The sequence below is a fragment of the Sulfurimonas aquatica genome (assembly GCF_017357825.1).
Taxonomy (GTDB): domain Bacteria; phylum Campylobacterota; class Campylobacteria; order Campylobacterales; family Sulfurimonadaceae; genus Sulfurimonas; species Sulfurimonas aquatica.
In genome coordinates this window covers 22,535-41,362 of record NZ_CP046073.1, presented here as the reverse complement: position 1 = coordinate 41,362, position 18,828 = coordinate 22,535, and the positions used below count along the sequence as shown (strand labels likewise).

17 protein-coding genes are annotated in these 18,828 nt (G+C 31.5%); 6 read left to right on the top strand and 11 right to left on the bottom strand.

The window, feature by feature from the left end:
- Nucleotides 1–203 precede the first annotated feature (203 nt).
- Nucleotides 204–767, bottom strand: coding sequence for a recombinase family protein (locus GJV85_RS13430; protein WP_207563270.1), 564 nt, complete (start codon nucleotides 765–767; stop codon nucleotides 204–206).
- 106 nt (nucleotides 768–873) lie between these two features.
- On the opposite strand from GJV85_RS13430, the gene GJV85_RS13425 reads away from it, so the two are divergent.
- Nucleotides 874–1,266 (top strand): hypothetical protein, encoded by a 393-nt coding sequence (locus tag GJV85_RS13425; RefSeq protein WP_207563269.1) that lies wholly within the window; start codon nucleotides 874–876, stop codon nucleotides 1,264–1,266.
- Nucleotides 1,263–1,961, top strand: a complete 699-nt coding sequence (locus GJV85_RS13420; protein WP_207563268.1) for a nucleotidyl transferase AbiEii/AbiGii toxin family protein — start codon at nucleotides 1,263–1,265, stop codon at nucleotides 1,959–1,961. The genes GJV85_RS13425 and GJV85_RS13420 overlap by 4 nt, the downstream gene beginning before the upstream one ends.
- A gap of 108 nt (nucleotides 1,962–2,069) precedes the next feature.
- On the opposite strand, the gene GJV85_RS13415 is transcribed toward GJV85_RS13420, so the two are convergent.
- From GJV85_RS13415 to GJV85_RS13400, 4 genes are all read right to left on the bottom strand, one after another.
- Nucleotides 2,070–3,668: a type II toxin-antitoxin system HipA family toxin gene (locus GJV85_RS13415; RefSeq protein WP_207563267.1), complete on the bottom strand. Its 1,599-nt coding sequence runs from the start codon at nucleotides 3,666–3,668 to the stop codon at nucleotides 2,070–2,072.
- 565 nt (nucleotides 3,669–4,233) lie between these two features.
- Nucleotides 4,234–6,585 carry an EAL domain-containing protein gene (locus GJV85_RS13410; RefSeq protein WP_207563266.1) on the bottom strand — a complete coding sequence of 784 codons (2,352 nt, stop codon included), beginning with the start codon at nucleotides 6,583–6,585 and terminating at the stop codon, nucleotides 4,234–4,236.
- 480 nt (nucleotides 6,586–7,065) lie between these two features.
- Nucleotides 7,066–8,289 carry a type II toxin-antitoxin system HipA family toxin gene (locus GJV85_RS13405; protein ID WP_207563265.1) on the bottom strand — a complete coding sequence of 408 codons (1,224 nt, stop codon included), beginning with the start codon at nucleotides 8,287–8,289 and terminating at the stop codon, nucleotides 7,066–7,068.
- Nucleotides 8,286–8,603 carry a helix-turn-helix domain-containing protein gene (locus GJV85_RS13400; protein WP_207563264.1) on the bottom strand — a complete coding sequence of 106 codons (318 nt, stop codon included), beginning with the start codon at nucleotides 8,601–8,603 and terminating at the stop codon, nucleotides 8,286–8,288. The genes GJV85_RS13405 and GJV85_RS13400 overlap by 4 nt, the downstream gene beginning before the upstream one ends.
- Before the next feature lie 363 nt (nucleotides 8,604–8,966).
- Here GJV85_RS13400 and GJV85_RS13395 point away from each other — a divergent pair, with 363 nt between their 5' ends.
- Nucleotides 8,967–9,347 carry a helix-turn-helix domain-containing protein gene (locus tag GJV85_RS13395; protein WP_207563263.1) on the top strand — a complete coding sequence of 127 codons (381 nt, stop codon included), beginning with the start codon at nucleotides 8,967–8,969 and terminating at the stop codon, nucleotides 9,345–9,347.
- Between the two features lies 1 nt (nucleotide 9,348).
- Nucleotides 9,349–9,951, top strand: a complete 603-nt coding sequence (locus GJV85_RS13390; protein ID WP_207563262.1) for a mobile mystery protein B — start codon at nucleotides 9,349–9,351, stop codon at nucleotides 9,949–9,951.
- Here the strand turns inward: GJV85_RS13390 and GJV85_RS13385 are convergent.
- Entirely contained in the window at nucleotides 9,945–10,235 is a 291-nt protein-coding gene (locus GJV85_RS13385) for a hypothetical protein (protein WP_207563261.1), read from the bottom strand. The two genes, GJV85_RS13390 and GJV85_RS13385, sit on opposite strands and share 7 nt — an antisense overlap.
- Nucleotides 10,236–11,052: 817 nt before the next feature.
- Between GJV85_RS13385 and GJV85_RS13380 the strand changes: the two genes are divergently transcribed.
- Nucleotides 11,053–11,661 (top strand): hypothetical protein, encoded by a 609-nt coding sequence (locus GJV85_RS13380; protein WP_207563260.1) that lies wholly within the window; start codon nucleotides 11,053–11,055, stop codon nucleotides 11,659–11,661.
- Between the two features lie 783 nt (nucleotides 11,662–12,444).
- On the opposite strand, the gene GJV85_RS13375 is transcribed toward GJV85_RS13380, so the two are convergent.
- A complete protein-coding gene (locus GJV85_RS13375; RefSeq protein ID WP_207563259.1) occupies nucleotides 12,445–13,959 on the bottom strand; it encodes a Fic family protein in 1,515 nt (504 codons plus the stop codon).
- Nucleotides 13,960–14,481: 522 nt separating this feature from the next.
- On the bottom strand, nucleotides 14,482–14,925 hold the full coding sequence (locus tag GJV85_RS13370) for a hypothetical protein (protein ID WP_207563258.1): 444 nt from the start codon (nucleotides 14,923–14,925) through the stop codon (nucleotides 14,482–14,484).
- 137 nt (nucleotides 14,926–15,062) lie between these two features.
- On the opposite strand from GJV85_RS13370, the gene GJV85_RS13365 reads away from it, so the two are divergent.
- Nucleotides 15,063–15,224, top strand: a complete 162-nt coding sequence (locus tag GJV85_RS13365; RefSeq protein ID WP_207563257.1) for a hypothetical protein — start codon at nucleotides 15,063–15,065, stop codon at nucleotides 15,222–15,224.
- 16 nt (nucleotides 15,225–15,240) lie between these two features.
- Here the strand turns inward: GJV85_RS13365 and GJV85_RS13360 are convergent, their stop codons facing one another.
- The 3 genes from GJV85_RS13360 to GJV85_RS13350 are packed head-to-tail and all read right to left on the bottom strand — an operon-like array spanning nucleotide 15,241 to nucleotide 18,816.
- A complete protein-coding gene (locus tag GJV85_RS13360) occupies nucleotides 15,241–16,254 on the bottom strand; it encodes an LPP20 family lipoprotein (RefSeq protein WP_207563256.1) in 1,014 nt (337 codons plus the stop codon).
- A complete protein-coding gene (locus GJV85_RS13355) occupies nucleotides 16,251–18,047 on the bottom strand; it encodes a caspase family protein (RefSeq protein ID WP_207563255.1) in 1,797 nt (598 codons plus the stop codon). Before GJV85_RS13355 ends, GJV85_RS13360 begins: the two co-directional genes overlap by 4 nt.
- A complete protein-coding gene (locus GJV85_RS13350) occupies nucleotides 18,025–18,816 on the bottom strand; it encodes a hypothetical protein (RefSeq protein ID WP_207563254.1) in 792 nt (263 codons plus the stop codon). The genes GJV85_RS13355 and GJV85_RS13350 overlap by 23 nt, the downstream gene beginning before the upstream one ends.
- Nucleotides 18,817–18,828: the final 12 nt, after the last annotated feature.

Here is an 18,828-nt window from a genome sequence, read left to right as displayed (position 1 = left end):
TATATATTAATAGTGTATCGTACTTTATATTAATAAAAAATAAGTTAAAATAATATAACATTCTAACAGTTATATAAGTGATAATTAAATAAATAATTTGCAAATTATCTTACATAAACTCTTATATTTTGAACAGTTTTCAGTAACAGCAAGACTATTCCAAATAGAGTTGAATTTTTGAACATCAGGAAGTAGTCATTTGACTACTTCTTTTTAGCTACATCTTTGATAGCTCTATAGATTGTATTACGAGCAACATGAAAGAATTTTGACAACCATGCCACAGACTTGCCTTTTTCACGTTCCTTATATATGACATTTTTCTCTTTATTATTGAGAATAGCTCTTCTTCCAAATTGAACACCCTTTTTCTTCGCAGCTTCAATTCCTTCCTTAACTCGTTCATTGATAAGATCTCGTTCAAACTCTGTAATAGCACCTAACATGGTAAATAATAATCTACCTGCTGGTGTTGTGGTATCAATGTTTTGTTGAATGACTTTGAGATCGACATTTTTATCTTCTAAAAACTTAGCAATATTTTGTAGGTCAATTACTGATCTTGCTAAACGGTCATGCTTTGTTATAAAAAGCACATCTCCCTCTCTAATGAACTCCATCATAATTTTAAACTCTTTACGATCAGCTTCATTTTTTCCAGATCTTTTTTCTGAGAAGATCTTTTCACAGCCTGATTCTTTAAGCTGATCAATTTGATTCTCAAGATTTTGGCTTGAAGTTGAAACTCTTGCATATCCTACATTCATAGTTGACTCCTTTATTATGAATAGATTCACTATAACATTTTGTAAATTAGTATTTATTTGCTATTTTAATCCGAATATCGTATAATTATAAAAAAGGAGGATACTTATGAAAACTAAAGATATATTTGATGTATTTGGTATTGCTCCATCTACATTGTCTGACTGGAGTAAAGAAGATAACAAAAAACATACTCTTGCGAAGTTACTTAAGAATATGAGTATGGATGATGTTAAAGATATCTTATCAAAGGAACTAAAGTCTCAATCAAAGCCAGTGATGCTTTTATCAACGGTAAACTGTTCTATAGGGAATAAAAAAAAACATTTTACACTGACTGGTTTAAAGAATCTGTTTTATAAAAAAGAGCCTTTAGATGTGTATGATAAATACGCACTTAAAACTATAAAGAATGAAGCATTAGAAGAAGAGATAGTTGATTTTAGAAACTACTATAGAATATCTCCTAAGAGAGTTGAAACAGTATTGGCTTTATTATGAAAAATGTTGAATTTATAAAAGAGCATTATGGTGAACAGATACATGCTTTAAACAGCTTTATTGAAGATGCCTACAGCTTTTTACCAAATCAAGACCACTCTACAATCAGGTTTGGTGGTGGAACTGCATTAGCTATATACTATTTCCAACACAGGCTTAGTTTTGATATTGACTTATTTGTGACTGATGTACAAATATTAAACTACCTTAGCCCAAAGCACTGGATAGATGAAACAAATAAATTTAATACTAGCAAGTACATTGATCTATCAAACCACATAAGAGTATTGGAGAAAAAGAATAATATAAAAGTCGATGTGTTGGTCTCTCAAAATCCTTCATCTGATTATTTGCTTGACGATTCAAAAGTTATTTTTACCAGTGATGTATATGTTGAGAGCATAGAAGATATTATAGGTAAGAAGATAGTTTATAGACGAAAGGATAATCTTACAAGAGACATTATAGATATTGCCATAGCTATAATGTTTAAAGATGGCATCCTGCAAAATATGCTTGAGAGAGGCTTGATTAATAAATTAGATTTGAAAGAGTTAAAAATTTCATTAGAGAACTTGGATAAAACAACATTTCTTGAAGAGATAGAAATTGTAGCACCTTTTGAGAATTACATAAATGACTCTAAAAATGCTCCTGAGATTATAAAACAAGAATGTCAAAAAATATTAACTTAGATGTACTGCTATGGAGTTTGCTTGTTCCAAATAGAACTGTTTTAGTGACAGTCTAGTTTATAGGGGACATTCCACGATACTTTTTCTGTAATAAATACCGCACATAAATTATTGAGTTTGTTTCACCCACCCTAAATTTATCAATTCCTCTTTTCTTTTTGCATGTCCGGATCTAAGGATATTAACAAATTCAATCTGATCTTTATGATACCATCTCATCTCGCTATCACCCTTTACTTTCTTGTACCCTGTATGGTAAAAAGGGATACTTCCTAGACTTTCGATGATATCAAAATACTCCGGCAACACATTAATGTACTTGAGCGCAATATCATTACAAACAGCTCTAAACTCTTTAAAATCAACATTGAGTATTTTACATACACCTTTAAAGTCATTAGGTCTAATCTGTTTTTGCTTTCCGTTAAGCGTGAGATATGTTTCGTAGTCTTTTGATGAACTATAAAAAGGTGTAGAGCATATATCATAAAGAGGTGCAAACAACACTTTATGTTCATCAAGGATTAATGAAAGATTTTTAGTATGCATATCTTCGTGAACAATCATGATGGAATAAAAGTAATGCTTCAAAAGCTCCATCCTTTCTATTGGAGATATAAGCTCTTTTGCAATGCGTTTAAACATTTGCTCTGTCGTCGTTTTATATTTACTTTCGCTTCTTAGCCCTAAGTATGTTGCGAATGTCGCTTTGGCAAATCTATCCCCGTTTAGTCTGTCAAATCGCTTAACAATATAATGAAACTCTTTATCAGTCTCTCTTTTTATAAGTGCTGTATATGGTACTCTAAAACCCAACTCATTTTTTGCAAACGACATGAACAGATGCTCATTAATAGCAAGATGGGGATAGTAATGCTCGGTAGTAGGATCGGCTTTAATCTTACTGTATGGCTTAAGTATATAGTTATTCGCGTTTTTATCAGACAATATTTTATTGTTGTCAAAATCTATATCGATGAATTTTTTGTATTGATACCCGCTAATACCCTCTACTCTTGTAGATTTTAGAGATGACAGGTCTTCATTCTCAGGAAACAGGTCTACCTCACTAAAGTGCATTTTAAAGCCGTGTAAAATATTTATTTTGTCATTACTGGATAAAATCTCATTTAAAGAATTGAGATACCCATGTGCTTTTTTCCCTTTAATGTAACACTCTTCTTTGGATTTGGAAAAACAAATATCTCCGATTGATTCTTCAATTAATGCCAATAATTCAAATTCATCCGCTTCTTTATGTGTAATCTCTATAATCTCTCTATTTATCCCCTCTTGCAAGTTGTCTTCAAAAACCGGAGGAATTTCATTAAAATCAAATGGTTCAACCTGTAAAGGAAGTGTAGGCAACGCTACATTATACTTGATAAGATAATCGGTATCATAATAGAATCTATATATATCATTTACTTTGAAAAAAAGTCCTATAATAATTGAATCTTTATACACATAAAGAAATTTAGAACTTGGGTAGCTTCTTTGAATATCTTCTAATATATATTCGGTGCTAGATGCAGAACCTCTTGTGTTTCCTCTTTGGGAATTAAGAATAGATTTTATTTCATTTTGGAAGGATCTAGCGGTTAATTTATGCCTCGAAAGCTTAATCATAATATCTTTTAAGCTTACATAGCTATTTTCTTCCTTTAAAGCTTTTAAAATATCTATTTGTAGTACATTTATAGGCATCTTGAATCCTTTAAGCTTATTGCGAAGTAATATAAGTTTATTTTTATATTATAACTAAAAAACAGTGATTTTAATGTATTTATCTGAAATTTATATTAATCTACTTCGTGATAAGCTTAAGAGATAAATCTTGACATTTCAATCCCATAAACGAGGTGAATTTTTCTTTCAGCTATCAACGTACCAATATTTAAGCCGATGAGCGGAATGTCACTTATCAAATCGACACTTATTAATTCAGGAATCTCGCAATTTTTGAACATACTCCAAAAGGCACAGGTTGTGCAAGTTTGACTTGTATTGTAGATGATTATTTGGTGCTACACAAGGCAGTAATAAAAGTGCTTTAGTCTCTCTTAACTATAAATGATACTTAAGAATATTATAGTATCGAACTAAAACTTCTTTAATAGTTTATTTTTTAGTGAAATCTTCATCTAAACCTATAATCTCTCCACTACATAAATCAATAAAAAGTCAAAGTACAATAAAAGCTCCAACTTTTCCAGTCACAGTAGAAATTATATGTTGCTTTTCTTTGAGTAAAAACGATTTTACATCTATCTTAAAGGCTCTCTGAAATACATTCAAGTGGTTTACCAAAATAATATCCTTGTGAATAATCTACACCAAGTTCTTTTATCTTATTGAATATCTCTTCAGTTTCAACAAACTCTCCTATAGTTTTTGCTCCAAGTTTTTTAGCTAAATTAACTATTGTTTCAACCATCAGTTCTGCATTTGGATCTTCTAAAACATGTTTAATAATAGAACCATCAATTTTAATAAAATCAGCATTTAATTTTATGAGATAGTCGAAATTCGAATACCCTGTTCCAAAGTCATCAATAGATATTTTAATAGGACAGTTTTTTAAATTATTAATGGTTTTAATCATTTCTTCAGATTCCAACTCTTCTGATTCAACAATTTCAAAAACTATATACTGATGTATATTTAATGCATATATTTCATCACGCATATACTTCATTAATTCAGAATTCTTGAAATCAGCTATTGTAAGATTGATAGAGAATACTTTAGATGTTTTTTTTGCAAGAGTAGCTGTTTGATCAAAAACTATTTTTGTCAATGCTTCATAGCGTTTTGTTTTTTTAGCAATATCTAAAAAGAAAAATGGTGAAATAACCTTTCCTTCTTCATCAATCATTCTAATTAGTGCTTCATACTTATCAACTTCTTTTGTTGCATTATTTATAATTGGTTGAAAAAATGCCTTCATTCTATTGTCTTCAATAGCCTTGTGCAATTTTCTTGTCCATTTTAAATTATTTGCCTGTACTTCAACATTATTAGGTAATTCACTGTATGCACATATATCTTTATTTAAAACTCTAGATTGTTGGAGTGCTGTATCAGCATTTATAAAATGATTTTCCTCTCCAGAGTATAGTCCAACACTGAAATTTACAAATATTTCTTGACCATTAATAATAAAACTATTTTGATTGAGACTTTCTAATAAATCTTTTATAAATATTTTTTCTTCAGCCTCAGAAATATTTTCTCCTAATAAAGCATATTCATCTACATGAAGTTTATATACATTATGGGTGTTGTTTGCAAAACTCTTTATTTTTTTTCCTATTGACACTAGTAGCTTATCTGCAACTTCAAAACCATAAAAACTATTTATATTAGTAAATGAAACAATATTCAAAATTACTAGTGCAGATGTACCATTACTACATGATAAATCCTTTAAAAGTTTTAAACGGTTTGGTAATTGTGTCAAAGAATCTGTATATTGCTTTTGAATAAGAGTATTCTGTTCAACAATCTTTGTTATGTCTTTTCTAATTGATATATACTTTTTAATACTTCCATCATCCTTAAGGATAGGTATAATTGTTGTATCAACGAGGTATACACTCCCATCTTTTTTACGATTTTTAATGACCCCTTGCCATATTTTTTTATTTGTAATTGTTTCCCATAAAGCACTAAAGGTTTCTTCTGGTGTGTCAGGGTGCCTAACTATACGATGAGTTTTACCAATAAGTTCTTCCCTTGTATACCCTGAAATATTGCAAAACATATCATTAACATCTATAATCTTGCCAAAAGTATCTGTCTTTGATACGATATTTGTTTTATCAATAGCATTTTTATATTGTTCGAGATTAGTATTTTGTTCTTTCATTTCTTCTACATACTCTGTATTGATAATATTTATGTAAAGGCGACTAAAAAATTCTTCGGATTGGTAAGGTTTATGTATATAATCATTTGCACCTTCTCTAAGTGCGTTTGATATTTTATGTCCGTCATCATATACGGATAAAACAATTATAGGTAGTTTATGTATTTCATGATCTTTACGTAAATTAATGATGAGTTCCAAACCATCCATCTCTGGCATTTCATAGTCTGTTAATACCATAGAAATATCTATAGGTTCTTTCATTATGGTTAAAGCTTCTTTACCATTTTTAGCTTCACGAACATTAAACTTATGAAGTTTTAGTAATTGTTTCAAATGCATACGATATGTTCCAGAATCATCAACTATTAGTATTGTTTTAGTTCTATTTTTACGTAAACGCCTAACTAAAGCAACAGCCTTTACAAAATCTTTTTTATCGTTTTTTTGCATATATTCTACGATGTTTTTTGAGCGAATAAGTTTAGAAGTTTCTTCACTCTTTGAACCGGTTATGACAATTGTAGGTATTTTGTTTTCAATAGTGTAATCAACAACTTCTCCATCCATCGAATCAGGAAGAGATAAATCGACTATTGCAACATTGATATTTTTTTCTCTATCAATTATTTCTTTTGCTTCTTTTGCACTACTAGCCATTAGGACTTTAAATTCCATTGGATCCATTAACTGATTAAAATATAATTGGACTATCTTGCTATCATCAACAATTAAAACAGTTTCGCGGTTCATATAAAAGTTTCCTCGTCTAAAATTTTCTTATTATAACACATATTATAATATATGCTATCTACTTAAGTTACATATTGGTGATATTTCAAATAGTGTAGACTACCTCAATAATATCCTCCTGTATAATTTCTTTCACTTGAATAAAACTTCCAGTATTTGCAGCCATAAACTTATATAAATGGTTCCAATAATAAGCCATAAATATTTATGATTGTCTATATGAAATTACTTAAAGATTATACTAAAAGCACTAAATAATGTATTTTGTAGTTATTTGTATTCTGTGGGATAGAATTTATAAATTCTTACTTTTGGAACACGAAGTACTCATATTAGCTTTCAGTGTTCCACAAAGTGTTCAAAAAGTAAAAACTGCAAAATTCCATAAAGCTTAAGGGATTATGGAACAAATAAAATCACCTTTCAAATCAGTAGTAGGGGAGAGTATTAATTTTCAAGAGAATTGTGATTAATAATAATTTATTTAATTCTTGATAGAACTTTATTTATAGGTTCATAGGATGCACTCTTCAAAGAAACTTTATTTGCATAAAATTTAAAATTATTAACGACTACTTTTATCTCTTGTATTATCTCTAAAGCATTACTAATATCATGCTTTTTAGCAAGTTTAATCAGTGTCTCTGAAGTCGGTTCTTTGCCTAAACCTAAATATGTAGTACTATGCTCTCCGCCTGGTCCATATGAAAATGTTAAATCATAAGCAGGAGCCAATATCCATCTACCATCTTCTTGCATTAAATAAGAAAAATTCTTAGCATGATCGTCACGGTTGTGAGTAAATAGATTAAACACAGCTAATCTAAACATTTTTGACAGTTCATTTACATCTTTATTTAGATGAAGAGTCAATCCTAACAGATCATCATAATCAAGAGTCGGGAATCTAAAATCACTATGTGTTAATCCAGCTACAGAGTGTATATGAATTCTATTATCCCCATCTCTATCAAATCTTTTAGTGGCAAAGTAACTATTGTTATTAGAAGCGAGTAGGATAGTATCACTCATTGTAATTCCAGCATCTTTAGCCATAAGAGAATAAGCATACTCAATCTTAGCTATATCTTGACTATCATGTGATGATGGGAATTTTACCATCCAGTGTTGATAGTTGCTTTGTAAATTTTGTGCACCATGAATGATACTTTTTTTATCATCGCTAAGTTGAATCATAATTTTTGGCCTTGCTCCAGCCGATGAACCTCCCATAGTAATAAGTTCATCAAGCATTATTTGGCTATCGCCTTGAAGTATCTCTTTAGAAGCTTCCGCTAAATCATCTAAAACAACTTCATCAGAAGTAGTACTTTGAAGCTCATCTATTATTGGTTCATAGGACAATGCACCTATTCCATATTTACCAATATAACTTAGTCTATCTAGTGGAGTAATGTCAGAGTAATCAATACCGCTATTTAGAAAATGTCTATCAAGCAATAACCTACCCCAACCATCAGGAAGTGAATCCCCAAATAATCCATATAAACCTTCAAAAACATTGTCGTCACAAACAAGTACACCAGATCTTAAAGGTACTTTATAAGGGGATAGTTCAAGCTTAGAATCTAAAAACTCTTTTTCATACTCAAAATATATGACTTCATCTTTATAAGCTAATCTACCAACACTAATTTTTTTACCTCTTTGATTTAAAAATACGTTTACGGTTTTTATACTCATTTGATTTTGCCTCTTTTAATAATTACTTTTTTATCTTCTTGTTGTATTAGTTCATCTATAGAAGAGATTTTTTCAGAAGTAGCAGTTGCTATATTCACAAAATCGTCTAAGCACTCTAGAACTACAGCCAATTTTAAAAGGGATTTTAAGGAGATTTCACCAGAACCCTCAAATCTCTTTACACTGCCAAGACTTACTCCACTCCGGGATGCCAGCCCCTCTTGAGTAAGTTCTTGTGAGAGTCTTAGTTGTTTAAAATTATCTTTTAAAGATTTCATTACTGATGAAGGTGTTTTTATATTTATAGATAACATATTAACTCTTTATGATTATATATTAATATTATAGCTAACATATTATATAACAACTCTACTATATGTAGTAAAATATATTTTAATTCATTCAAATTACCTGCATCAATATAATATGGGTAAAATATTCTATTAATTACCCAAATTGTAAAGTTAGTTTTAAAATGGAAAAATGAGAATTATATTAAGTAAATTATTGAAAAAAATATAAATAACTTGAAGAGGGCAGAGGATTATTTTCAAGAGAATTGTGATTATGTTAACCATATACAAAAACAAATATACATGTAACTCTATCTAATTACTCTTCTAAAACATTGCATATTTTAATGCCACTTATGGCATAATATAGTTTAAGGAGTTGTTATGAGACGTTTAGACTTAATAAATCAAATCATTATTAGAAAAGAACAACTACACATTACGGTAGAAAATCTTGCCAAACTTAGTGGTGTAGGTGTTAGAACTATTAATAGACTCTTGAAGAATGAAGATGTTAAGCTAAGTACAGTTGAGCATGTAACAAACTTTTTAGGTTTAGACTTTGCAGGTAATGAACAAGTATCAATAAGAGACTTAAAGAAGCATAGAGCCCATGAGAAAGCTTTATTTTTAGCTTCTATTGTTCAAGGTATATCGGCTTTAGAAATGCAAGGTCTAGAAGATGATAGTTTAAATACCATTATCGCCTCTTATGAAAAAGAGTTTCTAAGTGGAAGTTATCAAGATACACTTTGGGTAGCCTAAAATGATACATTCTATGCAGCCTATAGATGATGCTACACCTCTTGACGATATATCAGGACTCAAACTACCAAGTGACAAGGTCTACTCGCTCAGAGAGATCTATGTTGCAGAGGCGAATAACATAGCGCTTGCAACACTAAAGTACTTATCAGCACCACCATCCAAAAAAATAGCATCTTTCTCTTACGAATGGTTATCATCACTTCATGAAGAGATGTTTGGTAATGTGTGGAACTGGGCTGGAAAATTTAGGCGAGTTGAACTCTCCATAGGCATAAAAGCTTATCAAGTACCGACTGCATTAAAAGAGTTAGCAGATGATTTAACTTATTGGGATAATAATAAAACATTTGATATCTACGAAACTGCAACTCGTATACATCACAGAGCAGTGCAAATTCATCCATACAAAAATGGAAATGGTCGTTGGTCGAGAATGTTAGCAAATATCTATCTCAGACAGAATGGCTCTATGCCTGTGAAGTGGCAAGAAGATTTACTCTCAAAAGAGAACCCTAAAAGAGATGAATATATGCAAGCACTTAAAGCTGCTGATGGTGGAGACTATAAAAAGTTGATAGAGATGCATAAAATTATCTACTGAAGTAACCAAGTAAAACAGCTTTTAAAAAAATAATTATCTGGAAACAATCTAGCCATTCTCAAAGCTGCTACATTTTCATCTTTAATTTTTGATGCTCCTAATATGCTGATACTAGGTATGATAAGCTTATAATTTAAAGTTTTAGAAAATACTATATAAACATCATCAGAAATTCGATGATTAAAATAGTAAGCAAGTGTAGTACCTCCAGTGAAGTAGAGCTCACCATTAAATATTTCATTGTTAGAAATTTTTTCTAATGCTTCTTTTACCCTAGCAGTCATTGATTAGACCAAGTAACTGTTTGTAGATTTGGTTTTGATTATAAGTGTCTTCTAATGGAATATCTATCCCGCTGGTTGATATAAAGCCTTTTGCATACATTTTTTTATATTTATCATTTAATACATTTTAAACCAAGTTCTTTCCATACTCGTAACTGGAGTGGTAACTTATATGCATAGATAAAATTTAAATGTTGCTTTTAGATTTTTATCAAGTAAAGTATCAAGCGCTTTAAGCTATCCAATTTTTTCAGAAATTTGTTTGTTTTAGCTAGGAGTCTGAAATATTTGAAAAATAGCTCATATCTGCCATAGAATCATTTTTCTTGTTGACTCATACATTATCATTACTTAAACATAGTTCTTGCCTATTTAACAGCGTGTTGTTATTATTTTTACTACATATTAGAAATTTAACAAACTGAATTCCCAGAGCCGTCAAAACCGTATTTCCCAGAGCCGTCAGTTTTTTTTATATTTCAAAACTGACGGCTCTCTCAACTCTATAAGAGAAGCCATATTTTTGCTATTTTCCCTTGGCCTTAGAGCGTCTGTGAAAACTGAATTCCCAGAGATGCCAAAACTGAATTCCCAGAGATGCCAAAACTGAATTCCCAGAGATGCCAGTTTTTTTTCATATTTCAAAACTGGCATCTCTCTCAACTCTATAAGAGAAGCCATATTTTCACAATATTTTTGCTCTTTTTAGACCATAGACCAATACAATATGTCCTATTCCTAAAAACCGTCCTGCTAAGTTGAAAAATTATACTATGATTTTAAAATAACCTATGCCCTTTTAGGAGCCCCAAACAAAATGAGTAAAATTAAATTTTTCATCCACTCAATCTTATTTCTACCCGCAACGATAATACATGAACTACTTCATGCTTTTATAGCAATTATTTTTATGTTTTTTGACATTATTATCAACATGATTAGAGCAGCTATTCATATAAAAACGAAACCAATCGTCAAAGTGGTTGGCTTCAATTTAATACCCAATCATGAAACGGGAAACTTAGGTTCAGTAACCTATATGAATGCTTCTCCAACACAATCAATTTTAATAAACCTAGCTCCACTTTTGTCACTTCTCATAATGATTTTTACTGCAATATATCTTCAGTACGTATCTATAGAATATGTAAATATTTTAAATTTTTCAATACACAACACATACGAATATAAGCACCAAGACCTCATTGTATTTTTCATATTTATTCAACTATTCATAGCCTCGAAACCTTCAAAAACAGATATAAAAAATGCATTCAGGGAGGTAATTTCATTGAATTTTATAGTCGAATTGATATTGTATTCAGTAATAATTTACGGATATTTATTGTATTTAGATGGGGAATTAATAAACTTTTTTAATGGAATTGGGATGACTTTTGTAGACAAAATTAGAACTTTACAGTAGATAAATCGATGTAAAAATAGGCTAGTAATTACTAAAAATTCTTTAAATTATTGCCTACAGAGTGTTGAATTTTCTTCCATTCAAGATACTATTTTTATAGTTTACAAGCCTATTTTCATTAAAAAAGCTCGAAATTTCAGCACAAATTATCTTCTTTATTTACTTTTTTACTTAAGTTATTTTGAGCCATGTTTCTGATTTATCTGACTCCTTTTTCATTCTCCATACCAATCAAAACTACACTGTTTTGATCTCTTAAACCTTCTATATTTTTTCATTTTAAGCTAAATTTTAATAGCCTTTTTCTAATAATTATATTGATATGACGCTATCTATAATCATTGAATAATCAAGATAATATGTTGAGCAAGAGTTACCGAATATACTATTTTCTTCAAATAATGCCCTTACTAGAAAAGGAATATACTATATTTAGTACAGAGAATATAATAGTTTTATATTTTAACTCGTCCCTTGAGACCTATGAAGAAGAACTAGAATTTTTGAGTCAAAAAGACGCTTTTTACACAATAAAAGAGTAAAAATGTATTGGATTTCTTACTTTAATTTATCTATTATATGCTCAAATGCACATCAATAATTACTTTAACTATACACATCTTGTAGAGTTTTATTACCTTTAATAAGTAAAACATATTACTGAATTAATGAGAAAAACTCTTACATAAGTATCGAATGTTTTAAATAAATCACATAAAATATTATAGTAAATTGCAAACCACACATGATGTTACATGTAATTTTAATACAGTAATCACAAGTCTATAAGAAATTATTCACAACAATATCTTCTATTGTTTTTATCTCATGAGCAGTCAATTCATCAAAGTATTTCTCTTTTTTGTTTTTAGAAAGCTTGTGTTCATTTTGCAAAATATATGTTATTAAACTTTTCAATTTATTCTCCGGCATCTCGATAATTTCATTAATTTCTATGTATGCTTTGTCAAATGAATTTAGATATTTTAATTCATTTGGTAGAGTCTCTTTGATAGTTTTTTCAACGCATGCAAAAATGAATTCACAACTTGAAGTTGCATCAAAGTATCTATATAAATCCTCTGTATTGTTTAATATTTTAACGTTTCCATTCTCTGTAGCCTCCCAATTTATCATCTTCATTAGTGGGCTAGTATGTTGAACTAATATGTCACGATACCTTTTAATATTATCTAAAATGACAGTTGAGATTGGAAAAATCATCCCTTTGGGATAAAAATTTCTATTTGCTAAAACATGATGTATTAAATACCTATGTATCCTTCCATTTCCATCTTCAAGTGGATGTACATATACAAATATAAAAGCGATAATAGTCGCATGTAGAATTGGATCAATTTCATCTTCAAGCAATTTTTGCTCTAGTTCTATCCAGTCGTTCATTAATTCTAAAATATCTTTACTATTCGCACCAATAAATTCAGGGATGGGGTAATTATCTCGATCTCTATCACCTAAAAAGACCTCTTCTTCTCTTAGGCCTATTTTAATAAATCTCGAATTTCCTAAAAGAATCGAATGAAGCCGTTGTATCTCATTTATACTCAAAATTGTTTTGCCAGCTTCATTAATAATTTTACCCCAGCTTTCAATTCTATTTTTAGCTGGTCGCTCCCCTTCTATCTCAAACGATGCTTTGGAATCTGACAATAATAAAAAACTAGCCGCTCTTTTGATAAGTGAATTGCTAACAGATCCTAAAACATTCGATATTTTTTTATTTAAATTCGAATCTAGGTAGTGTCGTAACTTCTCTGTTTTTCTAATAATTGGACATAATTTAGCAGTTCCAATCAAGTTGTTGTTTATCTTATGCCTTTTAGATTTAATGATTTTTTCGCTAATAATATATTTTTTTACGTCGAGAAGATCATCATACTTGCCAACAGGAAGATCCTTGAGAGGGAGTCTTTTATTTAACAAAAATTCATACAAAAACCATATTTTTTTACTTAAAATACGTTTTGGATTTATGTCGATGCTTTGTGATATTTCTTGTAAGGGATATTGTTGGAATATTCTTTTTAAGATAAGTAAATCAATGTATTCATGTTTTAATGCAAATTCTAAATGAGAGTAAGCTATATCTTCAACCATTAACTGCGCATCATATATAAGCCACTGACCCTTATGAATAGACTGTCCTGCTAATCTTTTTTGGCTAATGCAGCATAATTGTCTTAAAGGTAACTCTAAATTAAAATGATTTATCAACCATGAATACCCGATAAGTTGGCATGAATTAGGTAATATTTGATTATTAAATGTAATACCCATGTTAAGAAACCGCCTTTCTGGGATTTTATTAATTTATTCGGGAATATATTAAGTTAATAAATATATATCGGGGTTTTATTAATTTTAATGCAGTATAACATAAATTTCGTGATGTTTTAGGGATTTTATTTATATGCGTGAATTCTCTTGAACTATGCCAGTATAAGTAGATTGAGTACTTCCATCTTAAATAACACTATTGTAACAATCATTTTATATCTTTCAATCCTCCTGTAGACAACTCTCAAAAATGCCAATACTTTGAGAGTGTTTACTGTCCATTAGAACCGCTCCCTTCTGTAAAAAGTGACTTAATAACAAAAAGTAAAAAATAAGCATCCATTTTTGTAATTAAGTCTAATGGTACGATTAAATTTTTTAATCGTACCATATTTGGTGTGGTACTCGCATATATTTATCTCAAGGAAAAGGTGTTTTTACAATCGAGTTTCTCATTCTGTGAAATTTTCTATAACTTTAGTGGTATTTTCTCAATCTAATAATTCACTATACTTAAATATTCTAGCCCTCTTTACTACTAACGTAACTAAAAAACACTCTATATATTTTTAAAAAGTTGCTCCTCCACTCTTTTATTTCATCTTCATTTAAACATCTGTTATCTGAATGAACGAATAGATTTTTTCTATTTTTTGTGGTGGCGCATTTGTATATTAAAATTGGATAGAATATATTTTCTAGTTTGAATCCTTGTGATATAAAAAAAGCGTTGATGCTCCTTTGAAAACAGATTCTATCCTCTTCATCTCTAAATTTTAATACTTTTGAGTTATAAATAAGTTCTACTCCACAAGTAGTCAAAGATATCTCAACTTGAATTTGCGCTTCTATTAATTCATCACTCTTTGGTAGTATTTCTTTTAGGTATATCTCTTTATCTTGCTCTACTAATTTAGCTTGATAGAGTGGAGTGTTATAGGGATCTTCAAAGTCATCTATTTGCATATTATTCTCCTATTGCTATATATAAGAACTATACAACTCATCTAATATTTCGTCAACCCTGGTTGCTCTTTTTTACTAAAGCACATATAATGCATTTATAGAATATAAAAATAACTTTTTTGTATTATGGAGTTTATATGAGAGAGATAATTATCTTACTGCTTTTGATAGTTACAACTGCTATATTTAAACTTTGGGGAGCACTACTTATTACCACACTTTGGTTAGGCTTCATACTTATTGTACTCAATAGCAACTACTACTCCAGACTCAACAGATTCTTTGAGTCTGTATTTTAAGGCTATATACTCTTTTTTACTCTTCTATAATCCTCAATATCTTTGAGCTATATTCACACCCTTCTATGATATAAAACAGTGAGGGAAAATATAGTGCGTCACTACTCTTCTCATAGTTCATATCTGTTTTCTCAAACCCTACGAGGTTTAATTGTTTTTTACAAATCAGTGCCAAATATTGCTGGAGTACCTCACTCTCATAATTGATAATCTCTGCTTCTAGATTCCGATCATTTGGGTATGTAATTGAATTATTTGCATACACCCTCTTATTAGCTATATCGACGCTAACGATATGATTCTCATCTATACTTAGTAGTGTGAAGTAGCCCTGCTCTTTTATATCTACATCTATCTTATAGCTTCCACCACTTAAGATGGTATCGCCTACAGAGAAATGCATCTCAATTACCGGGCTCTTTTTCTCAAACTTTAGTTTTAAAACATCGCTATCATTGAGTGCAATAGTTTTATCTGCAAGATGCAGATAAACTCTTTTATTATTAATGCTCACTCTATAGTCTGGTATATACCCTAAAGAGGCTTGCAGTTCCTCTGAGAATAGTGTAAAGTAAAGTGGATTATTCTCACTCATCACATCTCTAAAGTTTTCGTTTTTTATAGTCTGCTCTACCCATTTTAGTTTTGTATCAAAGTAAGATTGCAGCGCTACGAAGTATCTATTGTTGTGAAGCTTTGATTTTAGAATCTCCACATTATTAAGTTCGACTCCTTTTACTCTCTCATATATGCTGCTCTGACTATTTAAGTTAATGCTCTCCTTTTTGCTTATTTCATTTAAAGTGAATCTACTTGAAACAGTGATATTACTCTGTGCTGCAAGATCTGCTCTTGCTGCTGTTTTTGCATTTTCAAGAGTATCACCTGATCCATACCCTATCTGATATCCAGCTGCAACACTCATTGCTCCATACCACTCAGGTAAACTTCTCTTTTTTACTTCTAAGTTTGTCTGCGAGCATGCGCTAAAAATAAAAATGCATACTATATAGAGTGCTCCCATTTTCATAATTCTATCCTCCTGCTCCCTTGTAAGGTAGGTTCTTGCTCATAAAGGTCTCCCATCTGGAGTGATTTACTTCGAACACTGCTGCGAACGAAGTTATATATATCCGCTATATTTTTTTCTCCTCTAATAAGAGACTTTATAAGGTAGTAGCTAAAGAGGCGGTGCTCTTTCTCTTTATACATATTAGAGAACTGATCATGTCGCCCGGCGGTGAGTGCAACTATCTTTTTACTTTTTAACTCAGGTGCTCTTGCTTGTAGTCTACTAGCGGCTACTCCACTAAAGAGTGTTTTATTATCAGTGGAGCCTGAGAAACAGCTATCTATGAAGGCTATCACACGAGAAGCCCTACTTCTTTGAAGAGATTTATAGATACTCTCAAGAGCCAACTTCTTATCCTCTGTGACATACTGCGCCATCTTATCTTGTGGCAGCAAATAAGGCCTATTTCCCTCTCTTATATCTGGCACACCATGACCAGAGTAGTAAAAGTAAATAGTATCTCCTTTGGGGACTCTCTTAGAGAGGTACCTTAGTTGATCTTTTATGCTCGCCGCGGTCGCCTCTTCATTGATGAGTCGTATAATCTGATTCTGGGGCACCCCGAGAGCTTTTTTAGCAACCTCTATAAAACTAAGCGCGCTATTTTTAGCATACGCGACCGAGTCTGTTTTAGCATATTTCTCTATGGCAATGAGAAATAGCCATTTTCTAGGATTTACCTCTACCGGTTTGAGACTCTTTATCTCACTGAGGAGTTCATCACCATGTAAAGGGGTGACTCTATATGCTATATTCTCTATAGATAAACTCTCCTCTTTTTTTTCATCTTGCTCTATAAGCTCTTGGAGTACTACTGCATCCTCTTTGAGTATCGCTACCTTCGGTGCTATTATCTCTGTATTGTAGGAGAGTTTCATACTATCTGAAGCAATACTAGCAAGATAGGTTTTAGAGTCATACTCTAAATTAAGTGATTTAAATGCTAGTCTGCTAAACATGCTACTCTCGCTCCCCTCTTTCACACCGGCTTCTAACTTATAAAAGATATCTACACTCTCTATATTCTCCTTGAGCTTTAAAATCGAATCCCTTTGTATATCTATGTTTACAAGTTGAGAAAAGTTGTTATACTGGGAGTATAGCTTGAGTTGCGCTATCTCTTTATCTACGTCATACTCTATAAATGATAGTTTTGGTTTACCAAGATATCGTGCAAGACTCTTTTGAGCATAGATTGGAATGACTCTTTGTAGGTTTCTCATTTTCTCTAAAAAAAGCTTTTTAATATTGGCCTGCTCTTCTCTTTGAAGTGCGGTGACCTTTTTAATACGCTCGTTTCTCTCTAGAACTTGCTTGTTGTAGTTATCATTAAGATACTCTAGCCTCTCTTTATAATTTTGAAGCCTAATGTTATACTGCTCTATCGCTTTTTTATCTTCAAGCTCTTTTTGTTTTAGAAGCTTCTGCTTTCTTGAGTTATACTCCTCTTTAGTCTCAAACTGTTTTCTTTGTACCTTCTTACTCTTTCCCAAAACAGGTTTATTTGGCTTTTTTGGATAGATTGGTTTTTTTATAAACTCGCGGCTGAGACTCTCTTTAAGCAGCGCTGGACTCTTCATATACTCTTGCACCTGTTTGGCGAAGTCGCTCTGAAGAGCTTCGATAGGCTTATTCGCACTTATTGGAGTCTCATAGCGTCTGCTCTCTTTACTCCAGTAGAGCTCCATCGAGTAGAGCGAACTCGATAGTAGCAGCGCTAAAAGAAATCTAATAGAGGTTGTAGCGTACACGAAGTCCTCCTGCCCCACTCTCTTTATCGTTATAGTACTTAAATACAAATCCAACCTCACTCAAACAGAGTTTTTTACAATCATCAAATCTATAAGATACTCCATACAGTAAAGAACTGCTCGGTGCATCACTCTCTGGTATCGCCGTTGGAGCGCTATAGGAGAGCACTTTTTCAAACCCTGCTGTAAAATAGAGATACCTCACCTCAAAACCAAGTGTCGCTATACTCTGTAAATCTACAGCGCTTGGTCCACTATCTTCTTTAATATAAGGGTCTTGCACTGAGCCTGTAAGAGTAATGGAAACATCATCTTTATGAAGATACTCAAGATAGAACTCCGCGCCTAAAGTTGAAGTCCATCCCATCACCCCTACTCCTAGACTAAACTTCTGCATAAACTCATCAGTTTTTACTCCCTGCCAATACTCCTCTCTCTTTTCATCACATCTTTGGAGAACTTTTTTTGTATGCTCCTCATCCTTAGGAAAGAGATCAAACTCCGCTTGAACTCTATAGCCCTTAGGTGTAATTACTCGCTCTTTATACATAATGAAGTCTGCTTGATACTCCTCACTGTTAATCTCTACAGGGTAATCCTTACAAGAGCCGCCTATCTTATTTAATATCTCTTCATGCATGGCTACTACCGCCTTCTTGGAAGCCTTATCTGTCGCCGCTTCAATACTCTTTGCTTGCGCGCTCATTACATAAGTTTGCGCGTGAAGCTCCAATGCCTTTATTGCTAGTAAAAATAATAGGTATCTCATCTCTTTATCCTT

Coding starts and splice junctions, on each gene's coding strand:
- GJV85_RS13430 (WP_207563270.1), bottom strand. CDS start 767: ATGAATGTAGGATATGCAAGAGTTTCAACTTCAAGCCAAAATCTTGAG.
- GJV85_RS13425 (WP_207563269.1), top strand. CDS start 874: ATGAAAACTAAAGATATATTTGATGTATTTGGTATTGCTCCATCTACA.
- GJV85_RS13420 (WP_207563268.1), top strand. CDS start 1,263: ATGAAAAATGTTGAATTTATAAAAGAGCATTATGGTGAACAGATACAT.
- GJV85_RS13415 (WP_207563267.1), bottom strand. CDS start 3,668: ATGCCTATAAATGTACTACAAATAGATATTTTAAAAGCTTTAAAGGAA.
- GJV85_RS13410 (WP_207563266.1), bottom strand. CDS start 6,585: ATGAACCGCGAAACTGTTTTAATTGTTGATGATAGCAAGATAGTCCAA.
- GJV85_RS13405 (WP_207563265.1), bottom strand. CDS start 8,289: ATGAGTATAAAAACCGTAAACGTATTTTTAAATCAAAGAGGTAAAAAA.
- GJV85_RS13400 (WP_207563264.1), bottom strand. CDS start 8,603: ATGTTATCTATAAATATAAAAACACCTTCATCAGTAATGAAATCTTTA.
- GJV85_RS13395 (WP_207563263.1), top strand. CDS start 8,967: ATGAGACGTTTAGACTTAATAAATCAAATCATTATTAGAAAAGAACAA.
- GJV85_RS13390 (WP_207563262.1), top strand. CDS start 9,349: ATGATACATTCTATGCAGCCTATAGATGATGCTACACCTCTTGACGAT.
- GJV85_RS13385 (WP_207563261.1), bottom strand. CDS start 10,235: ATGACTGCTAGGGTAAAAGAAGCATTAGAAAAAATTTCTAACAATGAA.
- GJV85_RS13380 (WP_207563260.1), top strand. CDS start 11,053: ATGAGTAAAATTAAATTTTTCATCCACTCAATCTTATTTCTACCCGCA.
- GJV85_RS13375 (WP_207563259.1), bottom strand. CDS start 13,959: ATGGGTATTACATTTAATAATCAAATATTACCTAATTCATGCCAACTT.
- GJV85_RS13370 (WP_207563258.1), bottom strand. CDS start 14,925: ATGCAAATAGATGACTTTGAAGATCCCTATAACACTCCACTCTATCAA.
- GJV85_RS13365 (WP_207563257.1), top strand. CDS start 15,063: ATGAGAGAGATAATTATCTTACTGCTTTTGATAGTTACAACTGCTATA.
- GJV85_RS13360 (WP_207563256.1), bottom strand. CDS start 16,254: ATGAAAATGGGAGCACTCTATATAGTATGCATTTTTATTTTTAGCGCA.
- GJV85_RS13350 (WP_207563254.1), bottom strand. CDS start 18,816: ATGAGATACCTATTATTTTTACTAGCAATAAAGGCATTGGAGCTTCAC.